The organism is Bradyrhizobium sp. CSS354 (genome assembly GCF_029051725.1).
In the GTDB taxonomy this organism is placed as follows: Bacteria; Pseudomonadota; Alphaproteobacteria; order Rhizobiales; family Xanthobacteraceae; genus Bradyrhizobium.
This window is the reverse complement of record NZ_JAACFU010000015.1, coordinates 41336-65804: the sequence shown is the minus strand read 5'-3', so window position 1 is coordinate 65804 and position 24469 is coordinate 41336. Positions and strand designations below refer to the sequence as shown.

The following is a 24469-nucleotide window of genomic DNA, read 5'->3' as shown; positions in this document are numbered from 1 at the left end:
CATCAAGGCGCCCGCGATGTCCTCCACCGTCTCTCCCCTCGCCCCGAAAAACGTTCCGAACATGCCCACCATTGCGGGGGTCCGTCTCGCGACGGCCGAGGCCGGCATCCGCTACAAGAACCGTACCGACGTGCTGCTGGCGGTGATGGACAAGGGCACCGCGGTCGCAGGCGTCTTCACCAAGTCGAAATGCCCCTCCGCACCGGTGGAATGGTGCCGCGCCAAGCTCAAGGGCGGCAAGGCGCGCGCGCTGGTGGTCAATTCCGGCAACGCCAATGCCTTTACCGGCAAGACCGGCCGCAGCTCCACCGCGCTGACCGCCAAGATCGCGGCCAAGGCCGTCGGATGCACCGAGGGCGAGATCTTCCTGGCCTCGACCGGCGTGATCGGCGAGCCGCTGGATGCGACCAAGTTCGACGGCGTGCTCGGTCGGCTCGCGCAAACCGCCGAGGCCGGCGATTATCTGGCGGCCGCCAAGGCGATCATGACCACCGACACCTTCCCGAAGGTCGCGACCGCGACCGTGAAGCTCGGCAAGGCCAAGGTCACGATCAACGGCATGGCCAAGGGTGCCGGCATGATCGCGCCCGACATGGCCACGATGCTGTCCTTCATCTTCACCGACGCACCGATCGCACCTGCCGCGCTGCAAGCCTTGCTCAAGAGCGGCGTCGAGGACACGTTCAACGCGGTCACGATCGACGGCGACACCTCGACCTCGGACACGCTGCTGGCCTTTGCCACCGGTGCTGCTGCAGAACACGGCGCGCCAAGGATCAGCCGCGCCAGCGACCCGCGCCTGAAAGCCTTCGTCAAGGCCTTCAACCAGGTGCTCGCCAACCTTTCCGAGCAGGTGGCCCGCGACGGCGAAGGCGCGCGCAAGCTGGTCGAGATCACCGTCGAGGGCGCCAAGACCAAGGCCTCGGCGCGCAAGATCGCGATGTCGATCGCGAACTCGCCGCTGGTGAAGACCGCGATCGCCGGCGAAGACGCCAATTGGGGCCGCGTGGTCATGGCGGTCGGCAAGGCCGGCGAGCCGGCTGACCGCGACAAGCTCTCGATCTCGTTCAACGGCATCCGCGTCGCCAAGAGCGGCGCGCGCGATCCGTCCTATGACGAGGCGCAGGTGTCGGAGGCGATGAAGGCGTCGGAGATCGCGATCAAGGTCTCGCTCGGCCTCGGCAAGGGCCGCGACCGCGTGCTGACCTGCGACCTCACCAAGGAGTATGTCGCGATCAACGGGGACTACAGGTCGTAGTGTTTAGGACTACCGATAGCCGGGCCGTCGGCCTTCGAGGGCCGCTGAAGAAGCGGCCACCTCAGGGTGACGGTGAAAGAGCCTTGATCCAACTCAACCCGCAATCCGCGCGTCCGCGATTGCCTTCTTGAACAGCGCGTTCATCGCTTCCGAAATGCCCTGGGTGGGGCTCACCTCGAAATAGAATCCTGGCGAAGCGCAGCTCTGCATGTTCTGCGCGATCTTGCTGTTCGGAGACGGCCCCCACGGCCCGGGGTTAAAGGGCGATATCCATGTGTTGTACCAGCCGTCAGTAGGCGGTTGGTATGTCGTGTACAGCACCGCGATCTTGATCCCGCGGTTCTTGATGGTCGTGCAGAGCGCCGGATTGATCGGCGACTGACAGCGGTTCGATGACGCGAGAGGATACGAAGAAGACGAGACACTACACATCGTCATGCCCGAGTTGGCTTCGTCAGCGACCCCATCGGATACAAAAAACAGATATTTCAGCGGTGACGCGGACGTACCTGCTCCAGGCGCGGCGATTGCGGTATTGATTGCGGGAAAAATAGTGGTGAAGGGAGTATCTTTGTCGATAGTATACACGTCATTCTGACCGGCAACCGCCATCAGGTCGATGTTTCCCGCCGCCGTCTTGGCGGAGCTCAAGCTCGACGAGAGCGCGAACAGATTTCTCAATCCGATCGTCGCTGACGAAGCGCCGAAATCGTAGATCGCCATTCTGAACTGGTTCGAATAGGTCTGCGTGCTCTGGGCTGTGTCCATCAAGTTCGCGCTCGCCTGGCGCACCACGTCAATTCGGGTCGTGATGCCATTTGCTTTGGCGATGTCGTAGTTGCTTGTGCCGGCCGCCTTGGTGGTGTCGTGACAGGCGAATGCACATCCACCCGTCTTTCCCTGCAAACTCGTTATGTCGGCCGGTGTCGCTGCGACGCCCATCGACGGAGAATTGTCCAGCAGGAGATAGAAGTCGACATAGAGCGGCATGTTGGCCGTCGACGCCGACGTGCCGCTCATGGTCAGTGTGGTCTTGCCGATCAGGCCGAGAAACATGGTGTTGATGGTGGCGGTGAACGAGACGGTCGAGTTGATGGTCGAGCCGGTCTTGACGACTGTCGGGGTGACGCTGTTGAGCGTATAGCCGGTCAGGTTGGCGCGATTGGCATCGAAGATTTTCTGGGCGTCGGTGACGCCCACGGTGATCGAACCATCCGTGGTCATCGAGCCCGCGGCAGCAAACCCCGGCGAGGCTTTGGCGATCGCACCGACGCTGGCCGCGTCGGCCGCGCCCTGAAGCTTCGCCCGGACCTGCGTCGCGCGGGAGTAGTCGATCGCACTGCCGACGAACGTGATCAGGGGAACGCAGCAGATTGCGAAGATCACCGCAACATTGCCGCGCCGGTCGCGACGGAAGCGGCGGAAGACGGTACGAAACTCAGCGCGCATGGATCTGGCCCGGAATGGTTTCAGCGTTTCCACCCTAGGATCCGTGGATTAAATATGACTTATGGTGACCTCGGAAACACCGGCCCTAACAGGGTTAACCAACCGTTGCGGATGATCTTTTCAGGGAGCGACATTCCAGGCATGGCTGATCTCAAACTGACGCTCGTGGTGGCCTGCGCGCTGGTCGACGCCGACAAGCGCGTCTTGATCGCGCAGCGCCCTGCGGGCAAGACGCTGGCGGGCCTCTGGGAATTCCCCGGCGGAAAGTGTGAACCCGGAGAGCGGCCGGAGCAAAGCCTGATCCGCGAACTCCACGAAGAGCTCGGCATCACCGTCGCCGAGCCGTGCCTGGCGCCGCTGACGTTCGCGAGCTACGGCTACGAGACCTTTCACCTCCTGATGCCGCTCTACATCTGCCGGCGCTGGGAAGGGCAAGTCATGCCGCGCGAAGGCCAGACCCTGGCCTGGGTCCGCGCCAACAAGCTGCGCGACTACCCCATGCCGCCCGCGGACATTCCGCTGATCCCGCATTTGATTGATTTGTTGATGTGAGTTGCGCGTGCCCCGGACGCAGCGCAGCGCTCTTGCGGTGCGCTGCAGAGCCGGGGCCCAGAGGCCGCAGAGCTGGGTCCCGGCTCTGCGCAGCAGCGCAAGGGCGCTGCAGCGCGTCCGGGACACGTCACTCTTTCCGCGCCTTCTGCACCGCCTCCGCGAGGCTCGCCTTCGCCGACCCCGGCTTCAGCGGCTGCTGCTGGCTCGCATGCGGGGCCCAACCGGAGAGCCAGATGATATCGAATGTCGCACGGATGCGGCCGTCGGCATCGGCAAAGCGTTGCGCGTAAATTTCAGCCATCCGCAGCAGCGTCGATCGCCGGCTCGGCGTGCGCCGCCGTTCGATCAGCACATTGGCGGCACCCATGCGCCTGATATCGTGCATCAGCGCGAACGCGTTGGCGTAGCGCACTACGACGCGGTCGACATCGGTGACCGGCAGCGCAAATCCTGCTCGCTGCAACAGCGAGCCAACGTCGCGCAGATCGGCGAACGGCGCCACACGCGGCGAAACACCGCCCTCGCATTCGGCCTCAGCCGCGGCAAAGGCCTGGCGCAGCTCGGTCAGGCTGTCGCCGCCGATCATCGCCGCCAGCAGCAGGCCGTCCGGCCTCAGCGCGCGACGGATTTGCGCAAGCACCCCCGGCAGATCGTTGACAAATTGCAGCGCCAGCGCCGAGACGACAAGATCGAGGCTTTCCGGTGCAAAGGGCAGCTTCTCCGCACCGGACGCATCGAGCTCAATGCGCTCGATCGAGGGCAGTCGCGCGCGCAGCACCGCGAGACCCTCGCCAGGCGTCCAGAGATCGGCCGCTGTGTGAAACTCCCGCATCACCGCAGCCAGCCGGTCGCACATGTCCTCGGCGACCCGATCCAACAGGAAGCTCACGGCACCTTGCGCCTGCGCACGGCGCTGTCGCCCGTGCAGCAAAGCACGATCGAGCAAAACGGGCGGGGTTTGCGGGTCTTGAGCCATGCCGCTGGTTACGCCGATCACGCTGGTTCTGGCAATCTCCTCTCTCCTGTCCCGGACGCGGTGCGGCACGCAGTGACGCTCCGCAGGGCCGGGATCCATGCTTCTGCGCACACAGCTCCTGGGCCCCGGCTCAGCAGCGCACCGCTACGCGCTGCGCTGCGTCCGGGGCACGAGAGTCCTGCTTGAGCCGACAATCGCGGAACGCTAGCCTCGTCCCATGGAAGCCGGCAACGCCCCTTCTCGTTCCATCGCCGCCCCCCTGCGTGTCGCATGGACGGCTGGCCGCCATGTGCTGTCACGTGCGGCACGGCTTGCGCTCGACATCGCGCTGCCGACGCTGTGCGTGTCCTGCCGCGAGCCGGTCGACGGCGAGGGCGTGTGCGCGGCGTGCTGGGCGCGGCTGTCGTTCATCGAACGGCCCTACTGCCCGCGGCTCGGCATTCCTTTTGTGTACGATCCCGGCCCCGACATGCTGTCGATGGAGGCGATCGCGAGCCCGCCGGCCTACCAGCGAGCGCGCGCCGCGGTGCGTTATGACGACGTCGCGCGCACCCTGGTGCATGCGCTGAAATACCAGGACCGCACGGATTTGGCGCCCGCCATGGGGCGCTGGATGGCGCGCGCGGGCGGCGAGCTGCTCACCGAGGCCGACATGCTGGTGCCCGTTCCCCTGCACTGGCGAAGGGCCTGGCGCCGCCGCTACAACCAGTCCGGGGCGCTGGCGCGGATCATCGAGCGGCAGAGCGGGGTGAAAGCGAAGGCTGAGGTGCTGCGCCGGGTACGCGCGACCGAGCAGCAGATCGGCCTGTCGCGGGCCCAGCGCGCCACCAATGTGCAGGGCGCATTCCAGGTATCCCCGGACCGTCAGGCGGACGTCCAGGGTCGGCGCATTGTCCTCATCGACGACGTCCTGACGTCGGGTGCGACGCTGGACGCCTGTGCGCGGGCCCTGCTCCGGGCCAAGGCGGCGCAAGTGGACGTGCTGGTGTTTGCCCGGGTTGTCGAGAGCCGGTGAAGTCCCATATAATTCAATGAATTCATGACATGAAAGCGCCAGACAAGATGACCGCTGCTGTCGAGATCTACACGAGGCCGGGCTGCGGTTATTGTTCCGCCGCCAAGTCGCTGCTGACCCGCAAGAAGGCGACCTTCACGGAGTTCGATATCGCGAAGAACCCGTCCTGGCGCCAGGAGATGTACGATCGCGCCGGCGAGGGCTCGACCTTCCCGCAGATCTGGATCGGCGGAACCCATGTCGGGGGCTGCGACGAGCTCTACGCACTCGATCGCGAAGGCAAGCTCGACGGCATGCTCGAAAGCGTCAAGGCGGAGTCATGAGCGACACCAGGACCTTCACTGCGGCGATGGTGCAGATGCGCACCGGCCTGATGCCCGAGCCGAGCCTCGAGCAGGCCACGAGGCTGATCCGCCAGGCTGCGGCCAATGGCGCCGACTACGTGCAGACGCCCGAAGTCAGCAACATGATGCAGCTCAACCGCAAGGCTCTGTTCGAGCACCTCCAGAGCCAAGACGACGACAACTCCCTAAGGGCGTACCGGGCGCTCGCGGCGGAACTGAAGATCCACATCCATGTCGGCTCGCTGGCGCTGCGCTTTTCGGACGAGAAAGCGGTCAACCGCTCGTTCCTGATCGGGCCCGAGGGCAATGTGCTCGCGAGCTACGACAAGATCCACATGTTCGACATCGAGCTGCCGGACGGCGAGAGCTATCGCGAATCCGCCAATTACCAGCCGGGCGAGACGGCCGTGATCTCCGACCTGCCCTGGGGTCGCGTCGGGCTGACGATCTGTTATGACGTGCGCTTCCCCGCGCTCTACCGCGCGCTGGCCGAAAGCGGCGCGTACTTCATCACGGTGCCCTCGGCCTTCACCCGCAAGACCGGCGAGGCGCATTGGCACGTGCTGTTGCGTGCGCGCGCGATCGAGACCGGTTGCTTCATCTTCGCCGCGGCGCAGGCAGGCCTGCACGAGAACAAGCGCGAGACCTATGGCCATTCGCTGATCATCGATCCCTGGGGCGAAATCCTCGCCGAAGGCGATGTCGAGCCCGGCATCATCATGGCAAAGATCGATCCGGCCAAGGTCGAGACCGCGCGCCGCGCGATCCCCTCGCTCCAGCACGGCCGCCGCTTCGGCGTCGCCGACCCCAAGGCGGGGCCGGACCATCTGCACCTGGTGCGGGGATCGGCATGATCCGCTACGCTCTCCGCTGCGACCGGAGCCACGACTTCGAGAGTTGGTTCCAGAGCTCGGCCGCGTATGACCAGCAGGTGAAGCGCAAGCTCGTGACTTGTCCGATCTGCGGCTCGGCCAAGGTCGACAAGGCGATCATGGCGCCGCGCATCGCCGGCAAGAAGGGCCGCGGACGCGCCACGCCGCCGCCTGAGCCCACCGCCACGACGACCGCGCCTGAGCCTGCGCAATCCGCACCGACCTCGCTGTTGATGGCGCAGGAGCGCGAGCTGCGCGCCAAGCTCAAGGAGCTGCGCGATCACATCGTGAAGAACGCCGACAATGTCGGCGAGCGATTCGCCAATGAAGCCCGCGCGATGCATTACGGCGACAAGGAGCACCGTCCGATCTACGGCGAGGCCTCGCCCGACGAGGCAAAGTCGCTGATCGAAGAAGGCATCGAGGTGTCTCCGCTGCCGACGCTGCCGGAAGATCGGAATTAGACTCCCACCAGCACCGCCACGCCGATCACGATCAGCGCGATGCCAATAATCTCGCGCGGCGCGATCGGCTGCTTGAACGAGTAGTAGGCCACGCCTTGCGCGAACAGCACCTCGATCAGAGCGAGCGTGCGGACATTGGCGGCGGCCGTCAGCGCGAACGCCAGGAACCAGAACTGCGAGGCGAAGGCGCCCATGAAGCCGGCGAGCAGCGACGGCTTCCAAAGCTTCAGGATCGCCTGAAGCACCTTCGGCGCGCGCCAGAGCAGATAGATCGTCAGGATCAGCGTCTGCACGAACAGGCCGAGCACCAGCGTGAATGATGCCGCCGTCACGAACGAGACATCAGGCACGTTGATGATGGCGCCGCGGAAGCCGACCGCTGACAACGCGAACGCCGCCGCGGCGACCAGACCGGTGATGGTCGGCTTCAATTCGGCAAAGCTCTTCTCGCCGCCGGGCCTCAGCGCGGTGATGACGACGCCGATTGTCGCGATCACGATCGCCAGCACCTTGAGCCATGTCAGATGATCGCCGAGAAAGACGAAGCCGAAGATGGCGGTCTGGATCGCCTCGGTTTTCAAATAGGCCGTCGTCACCACGAAGGAGCGGTCGTTCATGGCGAGCAGCATCAGGCCGGTCGCGACGATCTGGCTGAGCGCGCCGAGCAGCAGCCACGGCCAGAACACGCCAGGCGGCATGCCGAGATGATCGCCGGTGGCGACCAGCACCACCGCCAGGAAAAGAAGCGAGAACGGAAAGCCGAACAGAAAGCGGATATTGGTCGCGCCCCAGGTCCCCAGCGGCTTTGTCAGCGACCGCTGCATCGCATTGCGCGCGACCTGGCCGAGCGCGGCAATGACGGTGAAGGGAATCCAGAGGCTGGCGATGGTGAACATGGGTGGGATGGCGGTGGGAGGAAGAGGACGTTGATGTCAACGTGCCGCTCGCGCTCAAGCAGGTCAATCACGCGGATGTCATGGGTGCGATGCTTGCCTGACAAACTCAGTGTCGTCATGGACAGGCGAAGCGCAGATCCAAGACCCATTACCCCAGGGAGTGATTGGGCGAAGACTCGTGGTTATCAGCCTTCGCCTAATTAGACCCTGGGGTAATGGGTCCTGGCCTTCGCCAGGACGACGCCGAATATTTGGAAGCGGCGCGGCCTCACACCATGCCTTCCGCCACCACCATGTAGTTCACGTCCATGTCTGACGAGAGGGTCCATTTGTCGGCGAAGGGGCTGTAGACAACGCCGGTCTGCTCGGTGATGACCAGGCGGTTGTCGAGCAGGTATTTCGTCAGCTCGTCGGGGGTGACGAACTTGTTCCATTCGTGGGTGCCGCGCGGCAGCCAGCGCAGGACGTATTCGGCGCCGACGATGGCCAGCGCAAAGCTCTTCCAGTTCCTGTTCAGCGTCGAGACCACCATCAACCCGTTCGGCTTCAGCATCGCGGCGCAGCGCTTCAGGAAAACGCCGACGTCGACAACGTGCTCGACCACCTCCATCGCCAGCACGATGTCGAATCGCTCGCGCGGGTCGATCTCTTCCGCCGTGGTGCAGCGATAGTCGATCGCGAGATGCGCCTTGTCGGCATGCAGCTTTGCGGCCGCGATATTGCTGACCGACGGATCGACGCCGATGACCTGCGCACCCAGGCGCGACAGCGGCTCGCAGAGCAGGCCGGCGCCGCAGCCGATGTCGAGCACGCGCAGACCGCCGAGGCAGTTGAGGCTGCGCAAATTGCGCTCGAACTTGCGGCAGGCGGCATCGCGGATATAGCCGAGCCGCAGCGGGTTGATCCGGTGCAGCGGCGCCATCTTGCCGTTGGGGTCCCACCACTCGGCCGAAAGTTTTGAGAACTTTGCGATCTCGGCGGCGTCGACGGTCGAGCCCGGCTGCGGGCTTGCGGTGCCGGAAGTATTTTGCTGCATGCTCATGGGTTGCGCGCGGTCCTACCGCGTGGTGATCGAACTGCGGAAGGCGAGCGGCGAGGCGATGGTGCGGATGGTTTCGCGGCCTTCCCCCACGCCATTGATGGTGACGTCGCCATAGTTGAGAATGCGTCCAAGAATGGTCTGATTCACATCGACGCTCTCGACCTTGTCCAGCGCCATCTCGAAGGTGCGGCGCTTGATGAAGCCGGTCTTGTGCACGATCCGCAAATTGGTCACGTCGGTCTCGGTGGTAAAGCGATGGAACCAGCCCTTCACGGTCCAGTACAGCGCCGCCAGAGCCACCAGGCCGGCCGCGACGAGGCAGAGCAGCACGAGCCCCTCGACGATGGTTTGCCGGGACAGGACGAACAGGGCCAGCGCCACGATCCAGGCCAGGATCGCCGGCAAATAGAAGATCCAGTGCGCATTGGTCGAATACAGCACCCGCTCGCCCGGTTGCAGGATCTCGTCGATATAACGCGCCATGACCTCGATTAACCCATTGCCCGGATTGGCCTGCGCAGGAACCCGCTTGCCCCCGGCCCCGCCGCTCTGTATACGCGCGGTCGGTATCGCAGGCACCCGTCCAGCGCGGGTCACCATACTTATCCTTATGAGGGAATGCACGCGTCGTCATGAGCCGCCTCGTGATGAAATTCGGCGGCACATCCGTCGCCAACATTGAACGTATCCGCAACGTCGCACGCCATGTGAAGCGTGAGGTCGACGCCGGCCATGAAGTGGCCGTGGTCGTCTCGGCGATGTCGGGGAAAACCAACGAGCTGGTGGCCTGGTGCACCGAGGCCTCGCCGATGCACGACGCGCGCGAATACGACGCCGTCGTCGCCTCGGGCGAACAGGTGACGTCCGGCCTGCTTGCCATCGTGCTTCAGGGCATGGGCATCCAGGCCCGCTCCTGGCAGGGCTGGCAGATCCCGATCAAGACCAGCGACGCCCATGCCTCGGCCCGGATCGAGGGCATCGACGGCAGCGAGATCATCAAGCGCTTCAGGGAGCGCAAGGAAGTCGCCGTGATCGCCGGCTTCCAGGGCATCAACCCCGAGACCAACCGCATCACCACGCTCGGCCGCGGCGGCTCCGACACCTCGGCCGTGGCGATCGCCGCCGCCGTCAAAGCCGACCGCTGCGACATCTACACCGACGTCGACGGTGTCTACACGACCGATCCGCGAATCGTGCCGAAGGCGCGCCGGCTCGACAAGATCGCGTTCGAAGACATGCTGGAGCTGGCCTCCCAGGGCGCCAAGGTGCTCCAGGTCCGCTCGGTGGAACTCGGCATGGTCCACAACATGCCGATTTTCGTCCGCTCGAGCTTCGACAAGCCCGAGGATATCGACCCGCATGCCAACCAGCCGCCCGGCACGCTGATCTGCAGCGAGGAGGAGATCATGGAAAGCCACGTCGTCACCGGCATCGCCTTTTCGAAGGACGAGGCCCAGATCTCGGTGCGCCAGATCGAGGACAAGCCCGGCGTGGCAGCGTCGATCTTCGGCCCGCTCGCGGATGCCAACATCAACGTCGACATGATCGTGCAGAACGTCTCCGAGGACGGCAAGACCACCGATCTCACCTTCACGGTCCCGGCCGCCGACTACACCAGGGCCAAGGAGACCATCACCGCGGCCAAGAGCCAGATCAATTATGCCCGGCTCGACACCGCGACCGACGTCGCCAAGATCTCGGTGATCGGCAGCGGCATGCGCAGCCATGCAGGCGTTGCCGCCCAGGCGTTCTCGGCCCTCGCAGGACGGAATATCAACATCCGGGCCATTACAACCTCCGAGATCAAATTCTCGGTCCTGATCGACACCGCCTATACCGAGCTTGCGGTGCGCACGCTGCACACGCTCTACGGTCTCGATCAAGCTTAGGCTAATTTTCTCTTAGCGGTCGCAGCAAACGCTAAGGTCTCCACACTTTCGCGTTTGGCAGGCGTTTTGCTTGGCAAAACAAGCCCCAATTCGCTATACGGCGAACAGGGTGGGCTGCCGGAAACTGTGCCCCAGTTGAGGCGGTGCTGATTCGGCCCAGGCAACCGCCGGGGCCGGGGCCGGACGAGCAAATTTGTTGTTTTTCTGGATTTCTGGGCGAGCCGCCGCGGGTCCTTTCGGCCCCGGCAGACGGAGGAGATTGACGGTTCATGCGGAGCGCGTCGGGAGGTCCCCGCGTCTTGTTGAGACGGCTCCGCGAAACCATGGCGGAGCAGGTCTCGGCCCAGGAGCGGCTGGACAAGATCGTGGTGCTGATCGCCGCCAACATGGTGGCCGAGGTGTGCTCGGTCTATGTGCTGCGCGTCGACAACACGCTCGAGCTCTATGCCACCGAAGGCCTTAACCGCGAGGCGGTGCACCACACCGTGCTCAGCGCCCACGAGGGCCTTGTCGGCCTGGTCGCCAGCGAGGCAACCCCTCTCAACCTGAGCGATGCGCAGAGCCATCCGGCCTTCTCGTTCCGCCCGGAGACCGGCGAAGAAATCTACCACTCCTTCCTCGGCGTGCCGATCCTGCGCGCCGGCAACACGCTCGGCGTGCTGGTGGTGCAGAACCGCGCCAAGCGCAACTATGTCGAGGAGGAGCTCGAGGCGCTTCAGACCACAGCGATGGTGCTGGCGGAGCTGATCGCCTCCGGCGAGCTGTCTGCGCTGGCCCAGCCGGGCCATGAGCCCGCGGCGCGTCATTCGGCGCAGAAGGTCGGCGCCATCCTGTCGGAAGGCATCGCACTCGGCCATGTCGTGCTGCACGAGCCGCGCGTCGTCATCAAGGACTACATCGCCGAGGACCTGCCGAAGGAAATCAAGCGGCTCGACACCGCACTCGCCAAGCTGCGCGCCGATCTCGATCGCATGCTGGAGCGCGGCGACGTGGCGGAAGGCGGCGAGCATCGCGAGGTGCTGGAAGCCTACCGCATGTTCGCCAACGACCAGGGCTGGTCGCACAAGCTGCACGAGGCGGTCGCCACCGGCCTCACGGCGGAAGCCGCCGTCGAGCGTGTGCAATCCGACACCCGCGCGCGCATGCTGCGCTCGACCGATCCCTATTTGCGTGACCGGCTGCATGATCTCGAGGATCTCGGCTATCGCCTGATGCGGCAGCTGGTCGGCCAGGATCACGCGCCTTCACGCGAACAATTGCCCGACAACGCCATCGTCATCGCGCGCGCGATGGGCCCGGCGGCGCTGCTCGACTACGACCGCAAGCGCCTGCGCGGCATCATATTGGAGGAAGGCACCGCCAACTCTCACGTCTCGATCGTGGCGCGCGCGCTCGGCATTCCCGCGGTCGGCGAGGTCCCGAACGCGCCTGGTATCGCGGATCCCGGCGACGCCGTCATCGTCGACGGCACCTCCGGCATGATCTATGTGCGCCCATCGCAGGAGGTCGAGGCGGCCTTTGCGGAGCGCGTGCGCTTCCGCGCCCGCCGCCAGGCGCAGTATCTGGCGCTGCGCGACCTGCCCTGCGTCACCAAAGACGGCCAGAAGGTCGAGCTGATGATCAATGCGGGTCTCGCGATCGACCTGCCGCACATCGAAGACACCGGCAGCGCCGGCATCGGCCTGTTCCGCACCGAGCTGCAATTCATGGTCGGCCAGAGCCTGCCGCGCACCAGCGACCAGCTCGCGCTCTATCGCACCGTGCTGGATGCCGCCGGCACGAAGCCGGTCACCTTCCGCACCCTCGACATCGGCGGCGACAAGGCGCTGCCTTACATGGAGGCGGTGATCGAGGAGAATCCCGCGCTCGGATGGCGCGCGATCCGGCTCGGGCTCGACCGTCCCGGCCTGTTGCGCGGCCAGATCCGCGCGCTGCTGCGCGCCGGCGGCGGCCGCGCGCTGCGCATCATGTTCCCGATGATCTCGGAGGTGGGTGAATTCGATTCGGCGAAGGCGCTGGTCGAACGCGAGCTGACCTATCTGCGCCAGCACGGCCACACGCTGCCTGAAAGAATCGACATCGGCACCATGGTCGAGGTGCCGGCGCTGCTCTATCAGCTCGACGAGCTCCTGAAGAAGGTCGACTTTATCTCGGTCGGCTCCAACGATCTGTTCCAGTTCCTGTTCGCTGTCGACCGCGGCAACGCAAAAGTCTCCGAGCGCTTTGACACCATGTCGGCGCCGATCCTGCGCGCGCTGCGCGACATTGCGCGCAAGACGCAAGCCGCGAAGAAATCGCTGTCGCTCTGCGGCGAGATGGCCTCGAAGCCGATCGGAGCACTCGCCCTGATCGCGATGGGCTATCGCTCGCTGTCGCTCTCGGCCACCGCGCTCGGCCCGGTCAAGGCGATGGTGATCGATCTTGACGCCAAGAAGGCCGAAGCGATGCTCGGTCCGTTGCTGGACGCGCCCGCCGGCAGCGTCTCGATCCGGCAGAAGCTGACGGAATTTGCCGAGGCCGAAGGCCTGGCGTTGTAGCGGGCCTGTCGCCCCTTCCCGCCGCCTCGCCCTTTTCCGCATTTTTGAGACTGAACCGATGTCGTCACTCCCCGAAGCCAAACTGGACGTCCTGCTCGCGCATCACGCCTCGCTGGAGGCCGAATCGCTCGGTCAGCTCGCCTCCGAACGCTATGTGCAGATCACCCGTGAACTCGCCGAGCTCACGCCGTTGATCGAGGCGGTCAAAACCTATCGTTCGGCCGTCAAGGAGCTCGCCGACACCGAAGCGCTGATCGCCGACCCCGCGACCGATGCGGAGATGCGCAGCATGGCGGAAGCCGAGCGCGACGAGCTGACGCCCAAGATCGAGGAGCTGGTCCAGAAGATCCGCGTCGCGCTGCTGCCGAAGGACGCCATGGACGACCGCAACGTGGTGCTGGAAATCCGCGCCGGAACCGGCGGCGACGAGGCTTCGCTGTTCGCCGGCGATTTGTTCCGGATGTACGAGCGCTTCGCGGCCCTGCAGGGCTGGAAGGTCGAGGTGATCTCGGCGAGCGAGGGCAGCGTCGGCGGCTATAAGGAAATCATCGCCGAGGTGCAGGGCCGCGGCGCGTTCTCGAAGCTGAAGTTCGAGTCCGGCGTGCACCGGGTGCAGCGCGTGCCGGACACCGAGACGCAGGGGCGCATCCACACATCCGCCGCCACCGTCGCCGTGATGCCCGAGGTCGAGGAGGTCGATGTCGAGATCAGGAACGATGATTTGCGTATCGAGACGATGCGCGCCGGAGGCGCCGGCGGCCAGCACGTCAATAAGACGGAATCGGCGATCCGCATCACCCACATCCCGACCGGCATCGTGGTGATGATGCAGGACAGCCGCTCGCAGCACAAGAATCGCGCTTCCGCCATGAACATCCTGCGTTCGCGCATCTACGACGCCGAGCAGCAGCGCCTCGACGCGGCGCGCTCGGCCGAGCGCAAGGAGAAGGTCGGCTCCGGCGATCGCAGCGAGCGCATCCGCACCTATAATTTCCCGCAAGGACGCGTCACCGATCACCGCATCAATTTGACGCTCTACAAGCTGCCGCAGGTGATGGCGGGCGAAGCGCTGGGCGAATTGACCGACGCGCTGACCACCGAGCACCAGGCCGCGCAGCTCGCCGCCCAGGGCGCGGCGGCGTGACCGGCGCGTGAGCAATCCCTTCACCGGATTATCCGTTGAGAGCGCGCGGCGCGCGCTGGCCGCGCAACTGAGATCGGCGCAGCTCGAAGAAGCCGAGCTCGACGCGCGTATCCTGCTCGGCGCGGCACTCGGACTTGATCTCACGGGCCTCATCGCGCAGGCCGCCCGCCTGCTCGCGGAAGCCGAGACGTCGCGGCTCGCGCAATATGCCGGGCGCCGCATCGCCGGCGAGCCGGTCGCCCGCATTCTCGGCACACGTGAATTCTGGGGCCTGCCGTTTCGTCTGTCGGAAGCAACGCTGGTGCCGCGTCCCGATACCGAGACCGTGGTCGAACTCGCGCTCGAAATCCTTCGCGAGCGGCAAGCCTCTCATCAGATCCGCATCGCTGATATCGGCACCGGATCCGGCGCCATCCTGCTCGCGTTGCTGCACGAAATTCCCGGCGCCTCCGGCGTCGGCACCGATCTCAGTCTGACCGCGCTCAAGACCGCCAGAGACAACGCCGCGGCTCTGGGCCTCGCCGACCGCGCCAGCTTCGTCGCCTGCTCCTACGCAGCCGCGCTCCGCGGCCCGTTCGATCTCATCGTGTCGAACCCGCCCTACATCTCGTCGGCCGAAATTCCGAAACTGAGCATCGAGGTGCGCGAGCACGATCCACATCTGGCGCTCGATGGCGGCAATGACGGTTACGACGCCTATCGGGCCCTGATCCCGCAGGCGGCTGAACGTCTCGCCCCCGGCGGAGCACTGATCGTCGAGGCCGGACAGGGCCAGGCCCGGAATATTGAAACCTTGATGACGGCTGCCGCGTTGGTCGTGGACAGGCCGCCCAAGGCCGATCTGGCGGGCATACCGCGGGCGGTTTCGGCCCGGAAAATGCCCCCATAAAAGCCGGATTGGGCTGCAAAAAACCTCTTGGAATATCCCTTGGGAACGACTACCTTCCGATCAACACATCGGTGCCGGCCCCGTAGACCTACGGGCGAAAGCCGGGCTCTCGGGCGAGAGCTTACTGATAATGGTTCCAAGCCGCAGGTCCTGTTGAGCGCGATGGCCATTTGAGCTGCGCTGCTTACCGACCGCAACGTGAACGAAAGCCTGATATTGCGCTTGAAGACTTACGCAACAAAGCAGGGCTTGTTTCGGCAGGCGATATGAATGGGTTCGCTGGCGATGGATGCTGGCGGTGGGGAACGCGTCTTTTGTTGAACGCGACGGTCGACGAACATCGGCAGGGATCAATCCGCTCTTGCGTGCGGTTGCGCGCAAGCGATGTGAACCGCTGTCACCAGGTCACTCTCGGCAATCAGTAATGCGTGCAACCTTTAGGGCTGGAATTAAAGGCAGGACATGAGAAACGGTCAGAACAAGCAGCGGATGCGCAACCGCAACAATAATAATAACAATAACAACAATAATAACCGGCGCGGCCAGAACCCGATGACCCGGGTCTACGAGTCCAACGGACCCGACATCAAGATCCGCGGCACGGCTTCGCATATTGCTGAAAAGTATCTCCAGCTCGCGCGCGACGCGCGCTCCTCCGGAGACCCCGTTGCGGCCGAGAACTACTACCAGCATGCCGAGCATTATTTTCGCCTGATCGCGACGGCTCAGGAACAGTTCCGGCAGAACCAGCAGCCGCGCGGCGATGAGCCCATCAGCAATAGCAGCGGCGACGACGGCGAGGACGACGGCGAGAATTTCTCGAATTTCGGCCAGGAGCCGGGCTTTGTCCCACAGCCGCCGCCGCAGCCCTTCACGCGCGACCGCGACGGCCCGCGCGATCATCAACCGCGTGATCATCAGCCCCGCGACAACCACTATCAGCGCGACAACCAGCAGCCGCGCGAGCATCGCGAACGCGACCATCGTCCGCAGCCGCAATATCAGCCCCAGCCGCAACCGCTGCCGCTGAATCAGCCCCAGCCCGTCGTCGCCGACGCTGTCAGCGTCGATCGGCTGCCCTCTTTCATCACCGGCCCGCAACCGCAGGTGAGCGGTGGCGCGCCCGGCCAGGCCGGCTTCGAGGGTGGTGGTGGCGAGCGCTTTCCGCGGCGGCGCCGCCGGCCGAATGGCCCGCGCCCCGAGCGCGAAGCCGCTCCGGCCGCCTCGAGCGACGAAGTGGCCCCCGGCGAGTAAACCTTTCGCCGGACATCTTGCGCCAGATACCCTGACCTGAATCGTCCCGGCATGTCCGGGACGATTTGTTTTTAGCTGCGCGTCGCCGTCGTCGAGGACGGTACCAGCACCGGCTTCGCCAGCGAGGGAATCAGCCGCGCCCGCTCGCGCTTGGCGGGGATCGCGCGGTAGACCTGCTTGGTCGCCTCGACGATGTGCACGCCGGCAAAGGGCAGCGACAGCGCGGCGCCGGCGCGCTCCCACATCTGCGCGGATTTCAGCACCCAGCCGCCGGCATAAGGCGGCATGAACAGCGCCTCGCCCCAAGTGGTCGGGGTGAACCAGGTCTGGCGCAACAGGTCGGTGATCTGCGAGCGCGAATAGGGCCGGCCGTGACCGAACGGCGTACTGTCGGTGCGGGTCCACACCCCGCGCCGGTTCGGGATGACCGCAATCATGCGGCCGGACGGCGACAGCACGCGCCACACCTCGCGCAGCAGCGCGGCCGGATCGTCCGACATTTCCAATGCATGGACCAGCAGGATGCGATCGACCGCGGCGTCGGGAAGCGGCATCGAGAACTCATCCACCAGCGAGGCGAGCGCCGGCCGTCCCGTCGGCCATTTCAGGACGCCCTGGGCCGACGGCATGAAGGCAATGCAGCGCTCCGCATCCTCGCGGAACAACCCGAGATAGGGCGTGGGATAGCCGAAGCCGAGCACGCGCTGGCCGTCGACGCGCGGCCAGCGCTCCCGAATGCCGCGATTGATCATTTGCCGCGCCACAATCCCGAGGCGACGGGAGTAGAACTCGCGGAGGTCAACGACATCAATGGTCATGACCGCAATGTAACATGCACGAGGCGGCCCCCGCGCGCGGAATATTGCATTGCCTGCGCAACGTTAACGCCATATTTGTCTGACGGAGCTGAGCGCGATGGAGATGACATGGCCGCCGAAATTCGTACTTTTACCTGTTTAAACGACAATTTCGGTTATCTGATCCACGATGTGGAAACCAAGGCGACGGCGTCGATCGACGCGCCGGAGGCCGGTCCCATCCTGAAGGCGCTCGAGCGCGAGGGTTGGCAGCTCACCGACATCCTGATCACCCATCATCATGGCGATCATGTCGGCGGGGTCGCCGAACTCAAGCAGAAATACAATTGCCGCGTCGTCGCGCCGCATGACAAGACGACTAAGATCGCAGACGTTGACCTGCGCGTCGCCAATGCCGAAATCGTCAAGGTCGGCAGCTTGCTGGGGCGTGTACTGGAGACGCCCGGCCACACGCTCGACCACATCTCCTACGTGTTCGACACCGAGAAAGCGCTGTTCGCCGCCGACACGCTGTTCTCGATCGGCTGCGGCCGCGTGTTCGAGGGCACCTATCCGATGATGTGGGATTCGCTTCTGAAGCTGCGTGCCCTGCCCGACGACTTCAAGCTCTATTGCGGCCATGAATACACGGCGTCCAACGTCAAGTTCGCGCTGACCGTCGATCCCGACAATGCGGCGCTGCAGGCGCGCGCGGCGGAGGTGGCGAGGCTGCGGGCCGAGAACAAACCGACCATTCCCTCGCTGCTCGGTGACGAGAAGCGGACAAACGTGTTCCTACGCGCCGACGAACCGTCGATCGCAGCCAGGCTGCACATGAAGGGCGCGGATGCCACCGCGGTGTTCGGCGAACTGCGCGAGCGCAAGAACAAGTCTTGAAGAGCAAATCCTGACGGGGATCAATGCCGACCGCAGCCGAGATCATCGCGCGCCTTGAACTCCGACCGCATCCCGAAGGCGGGCACTATCGCGAGACGTTTCGCGACCAAACCACGGACCTCAACGGCCGCGCGCGCTCGACGCTCATCTACTTCCTGCTGGCGCGCGGCGAGCGCTCGCACTGGCATCGCATCGATGCTGTCGAGAGCTGGCACTATTACGCCGGCAGCCCGCTGACGCTGCGCATCGCGCACGACGGCTGCTCGCAGCACGAGGTGCGGCTCGGCACGGATCTGTTGAACGGCGAGCGGCCACAGGCGATCGTGCCGGCCGATGCGTGGCAGACGGCGGAGACCACCGGCGAGTGGACCCTGGTCGGCTGCACCGTGGCACCCGCCTTCGAGTTCGCCAAGTTCGAGCTCGCGCCGAAGGGCTGGGAGCCCTGAATCTCAATCTGGAATCGGGTGGGTTCGGTCCGCGTCACGCCTTAGGACAGCGCTTCCAGCGAACAGGAGCGCACGATGCACGGAACACTCGGCCCCGCCGCCGTCCAGATCGACCCGGCCATTTTGTATTTCGGCACGCCCGTCGTCCTCATCGGCTCAACCAATGAAGACGGCACTTCCAATCTCGCGCCGATGTCGTCGGCATGGTGGGTCGGGTGGCGCTGCATGCTGGGACTGGCCCGAAATTCCAAGACCACCGAGAACATGATTCGCACGGGCGAATGCGTGCTCAATCTGCCGTCCGCCGATCTCGTAGCCGCGGTCGATCGCCTCGCACGGACCACGGGATCGGCTCCGGTGCCGCCCGGCAAACTCTATCGCGGCTATCGGCACGAAAAGGACAAGTTCAGCGTTTGCGGATTGACAGCGCTGGCAGGCGAAACGGTCGGCGCACCACGCGCGGCCGAGTGCCCCGTGCAGATGGAAGCCAAGGTCGCGCATATGCACGAGATGGCGCAGGACGATCAGGTCTTTCGCGGCCATCTGGCCGCGATCGAGGTCCGCATTACCCGCGTGCATGCGCATCCCAACATCATGATGGACGGTGCAAGCAACCGCATCGATCCGGACAAATGGCGGCCGCTGATCCTCAGCTTCCAGGAGTTCTACGGCCTAATGCCACAACGCTTGCAGCGCTCCGAACTCGGACAGATTCCGGAGGCGATGTATCGGCCGCCGGGTTGGCAGCCGGCGCTTTAGCTGCGGATCAATCCTGGTCGGCTGGAGTGGGCTTCCGCACGGGTATTCGACGAACAAACCTCGCCGGAAGCCTCTCATAGGCCGGCCGATAACCACCGGCTCGATAATCTTCCTCTGTCAATTCAATGAAGGATTTTCCATCGCTTATCGTAACGGTCTCGGGCCGGCCATTCGCGTGCTCGTTCCGATAAACGCCGGTGAATGTTTCGGGCGCCGCGCTGACTTGCGCCACGGCGCCCGGAGCTGTGAGCATCGAGATCAGCAGTATGGCGAACGAGCGCCTCATCGCTTCCGCAGCACCATGTCCTTCGCGGCGATCAGGCCGCCGCCGGCGATCAGGATCGCGGCGATGGCGATGTTGGCGCTAGCATTGGCAAACCCCGCGGCGATGAGGAAGCCGGTTGAGAGCAGCGGCGTCGCATAGGAGGCGGCGCCGAGCACGCGGATGTCGCCGCGCTTCATGCCGATGTCCCAGGCGTAGAACGCAGCACCGACGGGACCGATGCCGAGCGCGATGACGGAAAGCCATTGCAGCGTGGTGTCCGGCCATACGGTGGTTTCAAGCAGTCCATGCATCAGCGCGGCAAGCACCGCGGTGGCGAGGCAGAATCCGGCGACCGCATCGGTCGGCACTGCCTTCAAGCGCCGCGACAGCACCGAATAGGTTGCCCACACGAACGCTGCGATGAAGGCCGCGGCCAATCCCGGCAATTGCTCCGGTGTGAAGCCGGAGGTGTTGCCGGCGAACAGCAGCACGGTGCCGACGAGGCCGAGCATGGCGCCGACGATGTGATGCGCGGCCAGCCGCTCGCCCGGCAGCAACGACGAGAACAGCACGATCAGGAGCGGCCAGAGGTAGTTGAGCAAACCCGCTTCCGCCGGCGGCGCGAAACGCAGCGCGAGGAAATACAGCGCGTGATAGCCGAACAGTCCGCCCACACCGACGGTCCACACGGCCAGCGGCTGACGCAGGCTTTTGGCCGCCTCGCCGCGGCCGATCCAAGTGAGCAGGCCGACCAGACCGCCGATCGCGAACGTCATCGCGGCGAGCTGGAACGCCGGGATTTTTCCGGTCGCCACCGTCATCACTGACAGCAGCGACCACATCAGGATCGCGGTCAGTCCGATCAGCGTTGCCGTGCGGGGAGTCATCGATCAAAAGGCTCTGAGGACGTTTATGCCCGGCACAAGGCCGGGCATTTTCGTCTTCACTATCGCCTTGTCGCGCCTGAAGCTACAGGCATTTGGCTCAGCGACGTCCAGCCGAGAGAATTGGCGTCATCAGGCTTGGTATTGGCCGCCGTTGATGGTCAGCGTCGAGCCGGTCATGAAGCCGGCCTCATCCGCCGCCAGGAACACGACCGCGCGCGCGATCTCTTCCGGTTCACCGAGCCGGTTCACCGGGATCTGCGGGATCACGTTCTTTTCCAGGACGTCCTTTGGCACGGCCTGCACCATTTCGGTGTTGATGTAGCCGGGACAGATCGCGTTGACGGTGATGCCGCCCTTGGCGTTCTCGAGCGCGAGCGCCTTGGTGAAACCGATGTCACCGGCCTTCGCCGCGGAATAGTTGACCTGGCCGAACTGTCCCTTTTGGCCGTTGATCGAAGAGATCGAGATGATGCGACCGAACTTGCGCGCACGCATGCCTTCAATGATTGGACGCGTCATGTTGAACAGCGAACCGAGGTTGGTATTGATGACAGCGTTCCACTGCTCGAGGGTCATCTTGTGGAAGGCGGTGTCGCGGGTGATGCCGGCATTGTTGACGAGCACGTCGATCGGGCCGACCTCGGCCTCGACCTTCTTCACGCCCTCGGCGCAGGCATCGAAATTGCTGACGTCCCATTTGTAGACCGCGATGCCGGTCTCGGCCTTGAACTTCTCCGCCGCCGCATCATTGCCGGCATAGCTCGCCGCAACCTTGTAGCCAGCCGCCTTCAGCGCCTTGCTGATTGCAGCTCCGATGCCCCGCGTACCACCCGTCACCAATGCAACACGTGCCATATCGTATTTCCTTCCCTTGGACTCTTCGGACGTTTCTGAGTGATCGTTTTTAAGTGCGGATTATGGGGGACGTTTGACGGACATCAAGAACAAAACGCCCGGCGTCGAGCCGGGCGTTTCTCTTTAGTCGAGGCTTGTACGGTTGCGAAGAATATTTGATTTGCAACCGCTGCCTTTTTAATCGCGTGCAACGCACTCAGCAACGCGTGCAGCGCACGCGCAAATGATGCGTCAACTATCTCAGTCGCGCGCCACACACATCGCGATACCCATGCCGCCGCCGATGCACAGCGTGGCGAGCCCCTTCTTCGAATCGCGCTTCTGCATTTCGTGCAGCAGTGTCACCAGAACGCGCGCGCCGGAGGCGCCGACCGGATGGCCGATCGCGATCGCGCCGCCGTTGACGTTGACCTTGGAAGTATCCCAGCCGAGATCCTTGTTGACCGCACAGGCCTGCGCCGCGAAGGCTTCGTTGGCCTCGATCAGGTCGAGATCGCCGACATTCCAGCCGGCCTTCTTCAGCGCGGCGCGCGAGGCCGGGATCGGGCCAGAGCCCATGATCTTCGGATCGACGCCCGCCTGCGCCCAGGACACGATGCGCGCGAGCGGCTTCTTGCCTTCCTTGGCGGCTTGCCTGGCGGTCATCAGCACGACGGCGGCAGCGCCGTCATTGATGCCGGACGCAGAGCCCGCGGTGACCGTGCCGTCCTTCTCGAACGCGGGACGGAGCTTCGCCATCGCGTCGACCGTTGCGCCATGGCGCGGATATTCGTCGGCGCTGACGACGACATCGCCCTTGCGTCCCTTGATGGTGACGGGAACGATTTCGTCGTTGAATTTACCGGCCTTCTGCGCGGCCTCCGCCTTCTGCTGCGAGGCGACCGCGAACTCGTCCTGCTGGGCGCGGGTGATCTGCCACTGCCGCGCGACGTTCTCGGCGGTGTTGCCCATGTGATAGCCGTTGAAGGCGTCCCACAGGCCGTCCTTGATCATGGTGTCGATGAATTCGACTGCACCCATCTTGACGCCGCCACGCAGATACTGGGCGTGCGGAGCCATGCTCATGGATTCCTGCCCGCCGGCGACCACGATCTCGGAATCGCCGTTGAGCAGCGCCTGATAGCCGAGCGCAACGGTGCGCAGACCCGAGCCGCAGAGCTGGTTGACGCCCCAGGCCGGGCTCTCGACCGGGATGCCGGCATTGATCGAAGCCTGACGGGCCGGGTTCTGGCCTTGGGCGGCGGTCAGGATCTGGCCCATGATGACTTCGGAGACCCGGCCGGGCTCGATGCCGCCGCGCTCCAGCGCGGCCTTGATGGCGATGGCCCCGAGATCATGGGCGGGAAGGGTTGCGAACGCTCCGTTGAAGCTTCCGACCGGGGTGCGGGCGGCGCTGACGATGACGACATCGTCTGACATGGGCATCTCCTGGGTTGTATGGGGGCAGACGGGGCTGGGGAAACGGCTCGCCAGTCTCGGACGGCATCCTGTTAACGTCGTTGAGGCATGTCAATCGGCCGGCGGCCGAATTCATCCCGCAGCGCATTCAAAATAGCGTTCTTGGCGCTTTCGCAAGCACGTTTTTGCTGCCCGATTAACCGTGGCGCACAAAACGGTAGCGTGACCCCTTTGAAAATGCTTATTTTGTTGCGTTGCGTACTCTTCCCGCCCTGCGGCATAGCCCGACAGGTTCCCGTTCTCCGCGTCTTGCAAGTGAGAGCCCATGGCGAAATCAGACCAACCCACCACCATCAAGAAATACGCGAACCGCCGGCTCTATAACACCGGAACGAGCACTTACGTGACGCTGGAAGACCTCGCCGCCATGGTCAAGGACGGCGAAGATTTCCTGGTCTACGACGCCAAGACCGGCGACGACATCACCCGCTCCGTGCTCGCCCAGATCATCTTCGAGCAGGAGAACAAGGCCGGCCAGAACCTGCTGCCGACCACCTTCCTGCGCCAGCTGATCCGCTTCTACGGCGACAGCATGCAGATGGTGGTGCCGAAATATCTGGAACAGGCCATCGCGTCGCTCACTCAGGAGCAGGAGAAGTTCCGCAAGCAGATCGCCACCTCGCTGTCCGGAACCCCGTTTGCGCCGCTAGAGGAACAGGTCCGCCGCAACATGGAGTTGTTCCAGCAGACCTTCTCGATGTTCAAGCCTTTTGCGCCCGGCGCGGCACGCCCCGCGGGCTCCACGGAGCCGGTGCCCGATGCGCCCGCCGAAGCGCCGAAGGACAGCAACATCGACGATCTGCGCCAGCAGATGAAGGACATGCAGGAACGCCTCGAGCGGATGTCGAAGAAGGACGAGTAGATCGTCCCTCTGCGCCGGCTCCCGGCAAGCCGGAGGACGCGCATGTCCGACCGAAGCACCCATTGGGACAACGTTTACGCCACCAAGGGCGAAGCCGAGGTCAGCTGGTTTCAGAACAGTCCGGCGACTTCGCTCGCGATGATCCGGGCGGCCAATCCGGACCGCGCGGCCGCGATCATCGACATCGGCGGCGGCGCATCGCGACTTGTCGATGCTCTCCTGCTGGACGGATATCGCGACGTCGCCGTGCTGGATCTCTCAGCCAATGCGCTTGATGCTGCAAAGAAGCGAATCGGCGCAGCCGCTTCGAGGGTCGACTGGATCGTTGCCGACGCCACGACATGGCGCCCGACAAAGGCATACGATCTATGGCACGATCGGGCGGCGTTTCACTTCCTGACCGATTCCGGCGACAGGACCGCTTACATCGAGCGGCTGCGGTCGGCGGTTGCGCCCGGCGGCCACGTCATCATTGCGACGTTTGCACTCGACGGCCCCGAGAAATGCAGCGGCCTGCCGGTGCAGCGTCATGACAGCGCGAGTCTTGCGGCTGAGCTCGGGCCGGGGTTCGAGCTGGTCGAAACGCGCAACGAGGCGCACCACACGCCGTGGAATTCGACGCAGGCGTTTCAGTTCAGCCGGTTCAAGCGACACAGCTAAGG

The 24469-nt window shown here is 64.5% G+C and carries 25 protein-coding genes; 16 read left to right on the top strand and 9 right to left on the bottom strand.

Features of this window, described 5'->3' with window-relative positions; all coding sequences use genetic code 11:
* Positions 1-16: 16 nt before the first annotated feature.
* The gene (argJ, locus tag GWG67_RS28830; RefSeq protein WP_275172715.1) at positions 17-1258 is read left to right on the top strand and encodes a bifunctional glutamate N-acetyltransferase/amino-acid acetyltransferase ArgJ; all 1242 of its coding nucleotides are present in this window, start codon (positions 17-19) and stop codon (positions 1256-1258) included.
* Positions 1259-1351: 93 nt separating this feature from the next.
* On the opposite strand, the gene GWG67_RS28825 is transcribed toward argJ, so the two are convergent.
* Positions 1352-2707, bottom strand: coding sequence for a TadE/TadG family type IV pilus assembly protein (locus GWG67_RS28825; RefSeq protein ID WP_275172714.1), 1356 nt, complete (start codon positions 2705-2707; stop codon positions 1352-1354).
* A 141-nt stretch (positions 2708-2848) separates the two neighbouring features.
* Here GWG67_RS28825 and mutT point away from each other — a divergent pair, with 141 nt between their 5' ends.
* Positions 2849-3259, top strand: a complete 411-nt coding sequence (gene mutT, locus GWG67_RS28820; protein WP_275172713.1) for an 8-oxo-dGTP diphosphatase MutT — start codon at positions 2849-2851, stop codon at positions 3257-3259.
* Between the two features lie 127 nt (positions 3260-3386).
* On the opposite strand, the gene GWG67_RS28815 is transcribed toward mutT, so the two are convergent.
* Positions 3387-4235 (bottom strand): methyltransferase domain-containing protein, encoded by an 849-nt coding sequence (locus GWG67_RS28815; protein WP_275172802.1) that lies wholly within the window; start codon positions 4233-4235, stop codon positions 3387-3389.
* Positions 4236-4452: 217 nt separating this feature from the next.
* On the opposite strand from GWG67_RS28815, the gene GWG67_RS28810 reads away from it, so the two are divergent.
* Genes GWG67_RS28810 through GWG67_RS28795 form a run of 4 tightly spaced genes read left to right on the top strand, consistent with a single transcriptional unit; the run spans position 4453 to position 6930 of the window.
* Positions 4453-5250: a ComF family protein gene (locus tag GWG67_RS28810; RefSeq protein WP_275172712.1), complete on the top strand. Its 798-nt coding sequence runs from the start codon at positions 4453-4455 to the stop codon at positions 5248-5250.
* Between the two features lie 47 nt (positions 5251-5297).
* A complete protein-coding gene (gene grxC, locus GWG67_RS28805) occupies positions 5298-5573 on the top strand; it encodes a glutaredoxin 3 (RefSeq protein ID WP_275172801.1) in 276 nt (91 codons plus the stop codon).
* Entirely contained in the window at positions 5570-6448 is an 879-nt protein-coding gene (locus GWG67_RS28800; protein WP_275172711.1) for a carbon-nitrogen hydrolase family protein, read from the top strand. Before grxC ends, GWG67_RS28800 begins: the two co-directional genes overlap by 4 nt.
* Entirely contained in the window at positions 6445-6930 is a 486-nt protein-coding gene (locus GWG67_RS28795; RefSeq protein WP_275172710.1) for a DUF1178 family protein, read from the top strand. Before GWG67_RS28800 ends, GWG67_RS28795 begins: the two co-directional genes overlap by 4 nt.
* On the opposite strand, the gene GWG67_RS28790 is transcribed toward GWG67_RS28795, so the two are convergent.
* From GWG67_RS28790 to GWG67_RS28780, 3 genes are all read right to left on the bottom strand, one after another.
* Positions 6927-7826, bottom strand: a complete 900-nt coding sequence (locus tag GWG67_RS28790; protein ID WP_275172709.1) for an EamA family transporter — start codon at positions 7824-7826, stop codon at positions 6927-6929. The genes GWG67_RS28795 and GWG67_RS28790 overlap by 4 nt on opposite strands.
* Positions 7827-8094: 268 nt before the next feature.
* Complete coding sequence (gene ubiG / locus GWG67_RS28785; RefSeq protein WP_275172708.1) at positions 8095-8868, bottom strand: bifunctional 2-polyprenyl-6-hydroxyphenol methylase/3-demethylubiquinol 3-O-methyltransferase UbiG; 774 nt, start codon at positions 8866-8868, stop codon at positions 8095-8097.
* Positions 8869-8883: 15 nt separating this feature from the next.
* Positions 8884-9351, bottom strand: a complete 468-nt coding sequence (locus tag GWG67_RS28780) for a PH domain-containing protein (protein ID WP_035973495.1) — start codon at positions 9349-9351, stop codon at positions 8884-8886.
* A 149-nt stretch (positions 9352-9500) separates the two neighbouring features.
* On the opposite strand from GWG67_RS28780, the gene GWG67_RS28775 reads away from it, so the two are divergent.
* The 5 genes from GWG67_RS28775 to GWG67_RS28755 all read left to right on the top strand — a co-directional run bounded on the left by GWG67_RS28775 (position 9501) and on the right by GWG67_RS28755 (position 16581).
* A complete protein-coding gene (locus GWG67_RS28775; RefSeq protein ID WP_035973494.1) occupies positions 9501-10757 on the top strand; it encodes an aspartate kinase in 1257 nt (418 codons plus the stop codon).
* Between the two features lie 269 nt (positions 10758-11026).
* Entirely contained in the window at positions 11027-13294 is a 2268-nt protein-coding gene (gene ptsP, locus GWG67_RS28770) for a phosphoenolpyruvate--protein phosphotransferase (protein ID WP_275172707.1), read from the top strand.
* Positions 13295-13352: 58 nt separating this feature from the next.
* On the top strand, positions 13353-14438 hold the full coding sequence (gene prfA, locus GWG67_RS28765; RefSeq protein ID WP_275172706.1) for a peptide chain release factor 1: 1086 nt from the start codon (positions 13353-13355) through the stop codon (positions 14436-14438).
* Between the two features lie 7 nt (positions 14439-14445).
* A complete protein-coding gene (prmC, locus tag GWG67_RS28760) occupies positions 14446-15327 on the top strand; it encodes a peptide chain release factor N(5)-glutamine methyltransferase (RefSeq protein WP_275172705.1) in 882 nt (293 codons plus the stop codon).
* Between the two features lie 462 nt (positions 15328-15789).
* Complete coding sequence (locus GWG67_RS28755; protein WP_063992452.1) at positions 15790-16581, top strand: DUF4167 domain-containing protein; 792 nt, start codon at positions 15790-15792, stop codon at positions 16579-16581.
* A 71-nt stretch (positions 16582-16652) separates the two neighbouring features.
* On the opposite strand, the gene GWG67_RS28750 is transcribed toward GWG67_RS28755, so the two are convergent.
* A complete protein-coding gene (locus tag GWG67_RS28750) occupies positions 16653-17399 on the bottom strand; it encodes a class I SAM-dependent methyltransferase (RefSeq protein ID WP_275172704.1) in 747 nt (248 codons plus the stop codon).
* Positions 17400-17507: 108 nt separating this feature from the next.
* Between GWG67_RS28750 and gloB the strand changes: the two genes are divergently transcribed.
* From gloB to GWG67_RS28735, 3 genes are all read left to right on the top strand, one after another.
* Complete coding sequence (gene gloB, locus GWG67_RS28745; protein ID WP_275172703.1) at positions 17508-18275, top strand: hydroxyacylglutathione hydrolase; 768 nt, start codon at positions 17508-17510, stop codon at positions 18273-18275.
* Between the two features lie 23 nt (positions 18276-18298).
* Positions 18299-18721, top strand: a complete 423-nt coding sequence (locus GWG67_RS28740; RefSeq protein ID WP_275172702.1) for a cupin domain-containing protein — start codon at positions 18299-18301, stop codon at positions 18719-18721.
* A gap of 75 nt (positions 18722-18796) precedes the next feature.
* Positions 18797-19480, top strand: coding sequence for a flavin reductase family protein (locus tag GWG67_RS28735; protein WP_275172701.1), 684 nt, complete (start codon positions 18797-18799; stop codon positions 19478-19480).
* A gap of 282 nt (positions 19481-19762) precedes the next feature.
* Here GWG67_RS28735 and GWG67_RS28730 read toward each other — a convergent pair whose 3' ends face one another.
* From GWG67_RS28730 to GWG67_RS28720, 3 genes are all read right to left on the bottom strand, one after another.
* Positions 19763-20632 carry a DMT family transporter gene (locus GWG67_RS28730; protein WP_275172700.1) on the bottom strand — a complete coding sequence of 290 codons (870 nt, stop codon included), beginning with the start codon at positions 20630-20632 and terminating at the stop codon, positions 19763-19765.
* 129 nt (positions 20633-20761) lie between these two features.
* Positions 20762-21487 carry an acetoacetyl-CoA reductase gene (phbB, locus tag GWG67_RS28725; RefSeq protein WP_275172699.1) on the bottom strand — a complete coding sequence of 242 codons (726 nt, stop codon included), beginning with the start codon at positions 21485-21487 and terminating at the stop codon, positions 20762-20764.
* 240 nt (positions 21488-21727) lie between these two features.
* Positions 21728-22906 carry an acetyl-CoA C-acetyltransferase gene (locus tag GWG67_RS28720; protein ID WP_275172698.1) on the bottom strand — a complete coding sequence of 393 codons (1179 nt, stop codon included), beginning with the start codon at positions 22904-22906 and terminating at the stop codon, positions 21728-21730.
* 304 nt (positions 22907-23210) lie between these two features.
* On the opposite strand from GWG67_RS28720, the gene phaR reads away from it, so the two are divergent.
* Both phaR and GWG67_RS28710 read left to right on the top strand, forming a co-directional pair.
* Positions 23211-23807: a polyhydroxyalkanoate synthesis repressor PhaR gene (gene phaR, locus GWG67_RS28715; RefSeq protein ID WP_275172697.1), complete on the top strand. Its 597-nt coding sequence runs from the start codon at positions 23211-23213 to the stop codon at positions 23805-23807.
* A gap of 42 nt (positions 23808-23849) precedes the next feature.
* Positions 23850-24467: a trans-aconitate 2-methyltransferase gene (locus GWG67_RS28710; protein ID WP_275172696.1), complete on the top strand. Its 618-nt coding sequence runs from the start codon at positions 23850-23852 to the stop codon at positions 24465-24467.
* Positions 24468-24469 lie beyond the last annotated feature (2 nt).

Excerpts from the sequence above, each read along its gene's own strand:
- GWG67_RS28810 (WP_275172712.1), top strand. The coding sequence starts at position 4,453 with ATGGAAGCCGGCAACGCCCCTTCTCGTTCCATCGCCGCCCCCCTGCGT.
- GWG67_RS28815 (WP_275172802.1), bottom strand. The coding sequence starts at position 4,235 with ATGGCTCAAGACCCGCAAACCCCGCCCGTTTTGCTCGATCGTGCTTTG.
- GWG67_RS28710 (WP_275172696.1), top strand. The coding sequence starts at position 23,850 with ATGTCCGACCGAAGCACCCATTGGGACAACGTTTACGCCACCAAGGGC.
- GWG67_RS28800 (WP_275172711.1), top strand. The coding sequence starts at position 5,570 with ATGAGCGACACCAGGACCTTCACTGCGGCGATGGTGCAGATGCGCACC.
- GWG67_RS28775 (WP_035973494.1), top strand. The coding sequence starts at position 9,501 with ATGAGCCGCCTCGTGATGAAATTCGGCGGCACATCCGTCGCCAACATT.
- GWG67_RS28720 (WP_275172698.1), bottom strand. The coding sequence starts at position 22,906 with ATGTCAGACGATGTCGTCATCGTCAGCGCCGCCCGCACCCCGGTCGGA.
- GWG67_RS28795 (WP_275172710.1), top strand. The coding sequence starts at position 6,445 with ATGATCCGCTACGCTCTCCGCTGCGACCGGAGCCACGACTTCGAGAGT.
- GWG67_RS28790 (WP_275172709.1), bottom strand. The coding sequence starts at position 7,826 with ATGTTCACCATCGCCAGCCTCTGGATTCCCTTCACCGTCATTGCCGCG.
- phbB (WP_275172699.1), bottom strand. The coding sequence starts at position 21,487 with ATGGCACGTGTTGCATTGGTGACGGGTGGTACGCGGGGCATCGGAGCT.
- gloB (WP_275172703.1), top strand. The coding sequence starts at position 17,508 with ATGGCCGCCGAAATTCGTACTTTTACCTGTTTAAACGACAATTTCGGT.
- grxC (WP_275172801.1), top strand. The coding sequence starts at position 5,298 with ATGACCGCTGCTGTCGAGATCTACACGAGGCCGGGCTGCGGTTATTGT.
- GWG67_RS28755 (WP_063992452.1), top strand. The coding sequence starts at position 15,790 with ATGAGAAACGGTCAGAACAAGCAGCGGATGCGCAACCGCAACAATAAT.
- GWG67_RS28750 (WP_275172704.1), bottom strand. The coding sequence starts at position 17,399 with ATGACCATTGATGTCGTTGACCTCCGCGAGTTCTACTCCCGTCGCCTC.
- argJ (WP_275172715.1), top strand. The coding sequence starts at position 17 with ATGTCCTCCACCGTCTCTCCCCTCGCCCCGAAAAACGTTCCGAACATG.
- prfA (WP_275172706.1), top strand. The coding sequence starts at position 13,353 with ATGTCGTCACTCCCCGAAGCCAAACTGGACGTCCTGCTCGCGCATCAC.
- GWG67_RS28780 (WP_035973495.1), bottom strand. The coding sequence starts at position 9,351 with ATGGCGCGTTATATCGACGAGATCCTGCAACCGGGCGAGCGGGTGCTG.
- GWG67_RS28730 (WP_275172700.1), bottom strand. The coding sequence starts at position 20,632 with ATGACTCCCCGCACGGCAACGCTGATCGGACTGACCGCGATCCTGATG.
- GWG67_RS28740 (WP_275172702.1), top strand. The coding sequence starts at position 18,299 with ATGCCGACCGCAGCCGAGATCATCGCGCGCCTTGAACTCCGACCGCAT.
- ubiG (WP_275172708.1), bottom strand. The coding sequence starts at position 8,868 with ATGAGCATGCAGCAAAATACTTCCGGCACCGCAAGCCCGCAGCCGGGC.
- mutT (WP_275172713.1), top strand. The coding sequence starts at position 2,849 with ATGGCTGATCTCAAACTGACGCTCGTGGTGGCCTGCGCGCTGGTCGAC.
- GWG67_RS28825 (WP_275172714.1), bottom strand. The coding sequence starts at position 2,707 with ATGCGCGCTGAGTTTCGTACCGTCTTCCGCCGCTTCCGTCGCGACCGG.
- GWG67_RS28735 (WP_275172701.1), top strand. The coding sequence starts at position 18,797 with ATGCACGGAACACTCGGCCCCGCCGCCGTCCAGATCGACCCGGCCATT.
- phaR (WP_275172697.1), top strand. The coding sequence starts at position 23,211 with ATGGCGAAATCAGACCAACCCACCACCATCAAGAAATACGCGAACCGC.
- ptsP (WP_275172707.1), top strand. The coding sequence starts at position 11,027 with ATGCGGAGCGCGTCGGGAGGTCCCCGCGTCTTGTTGAGACGGCTCCGC.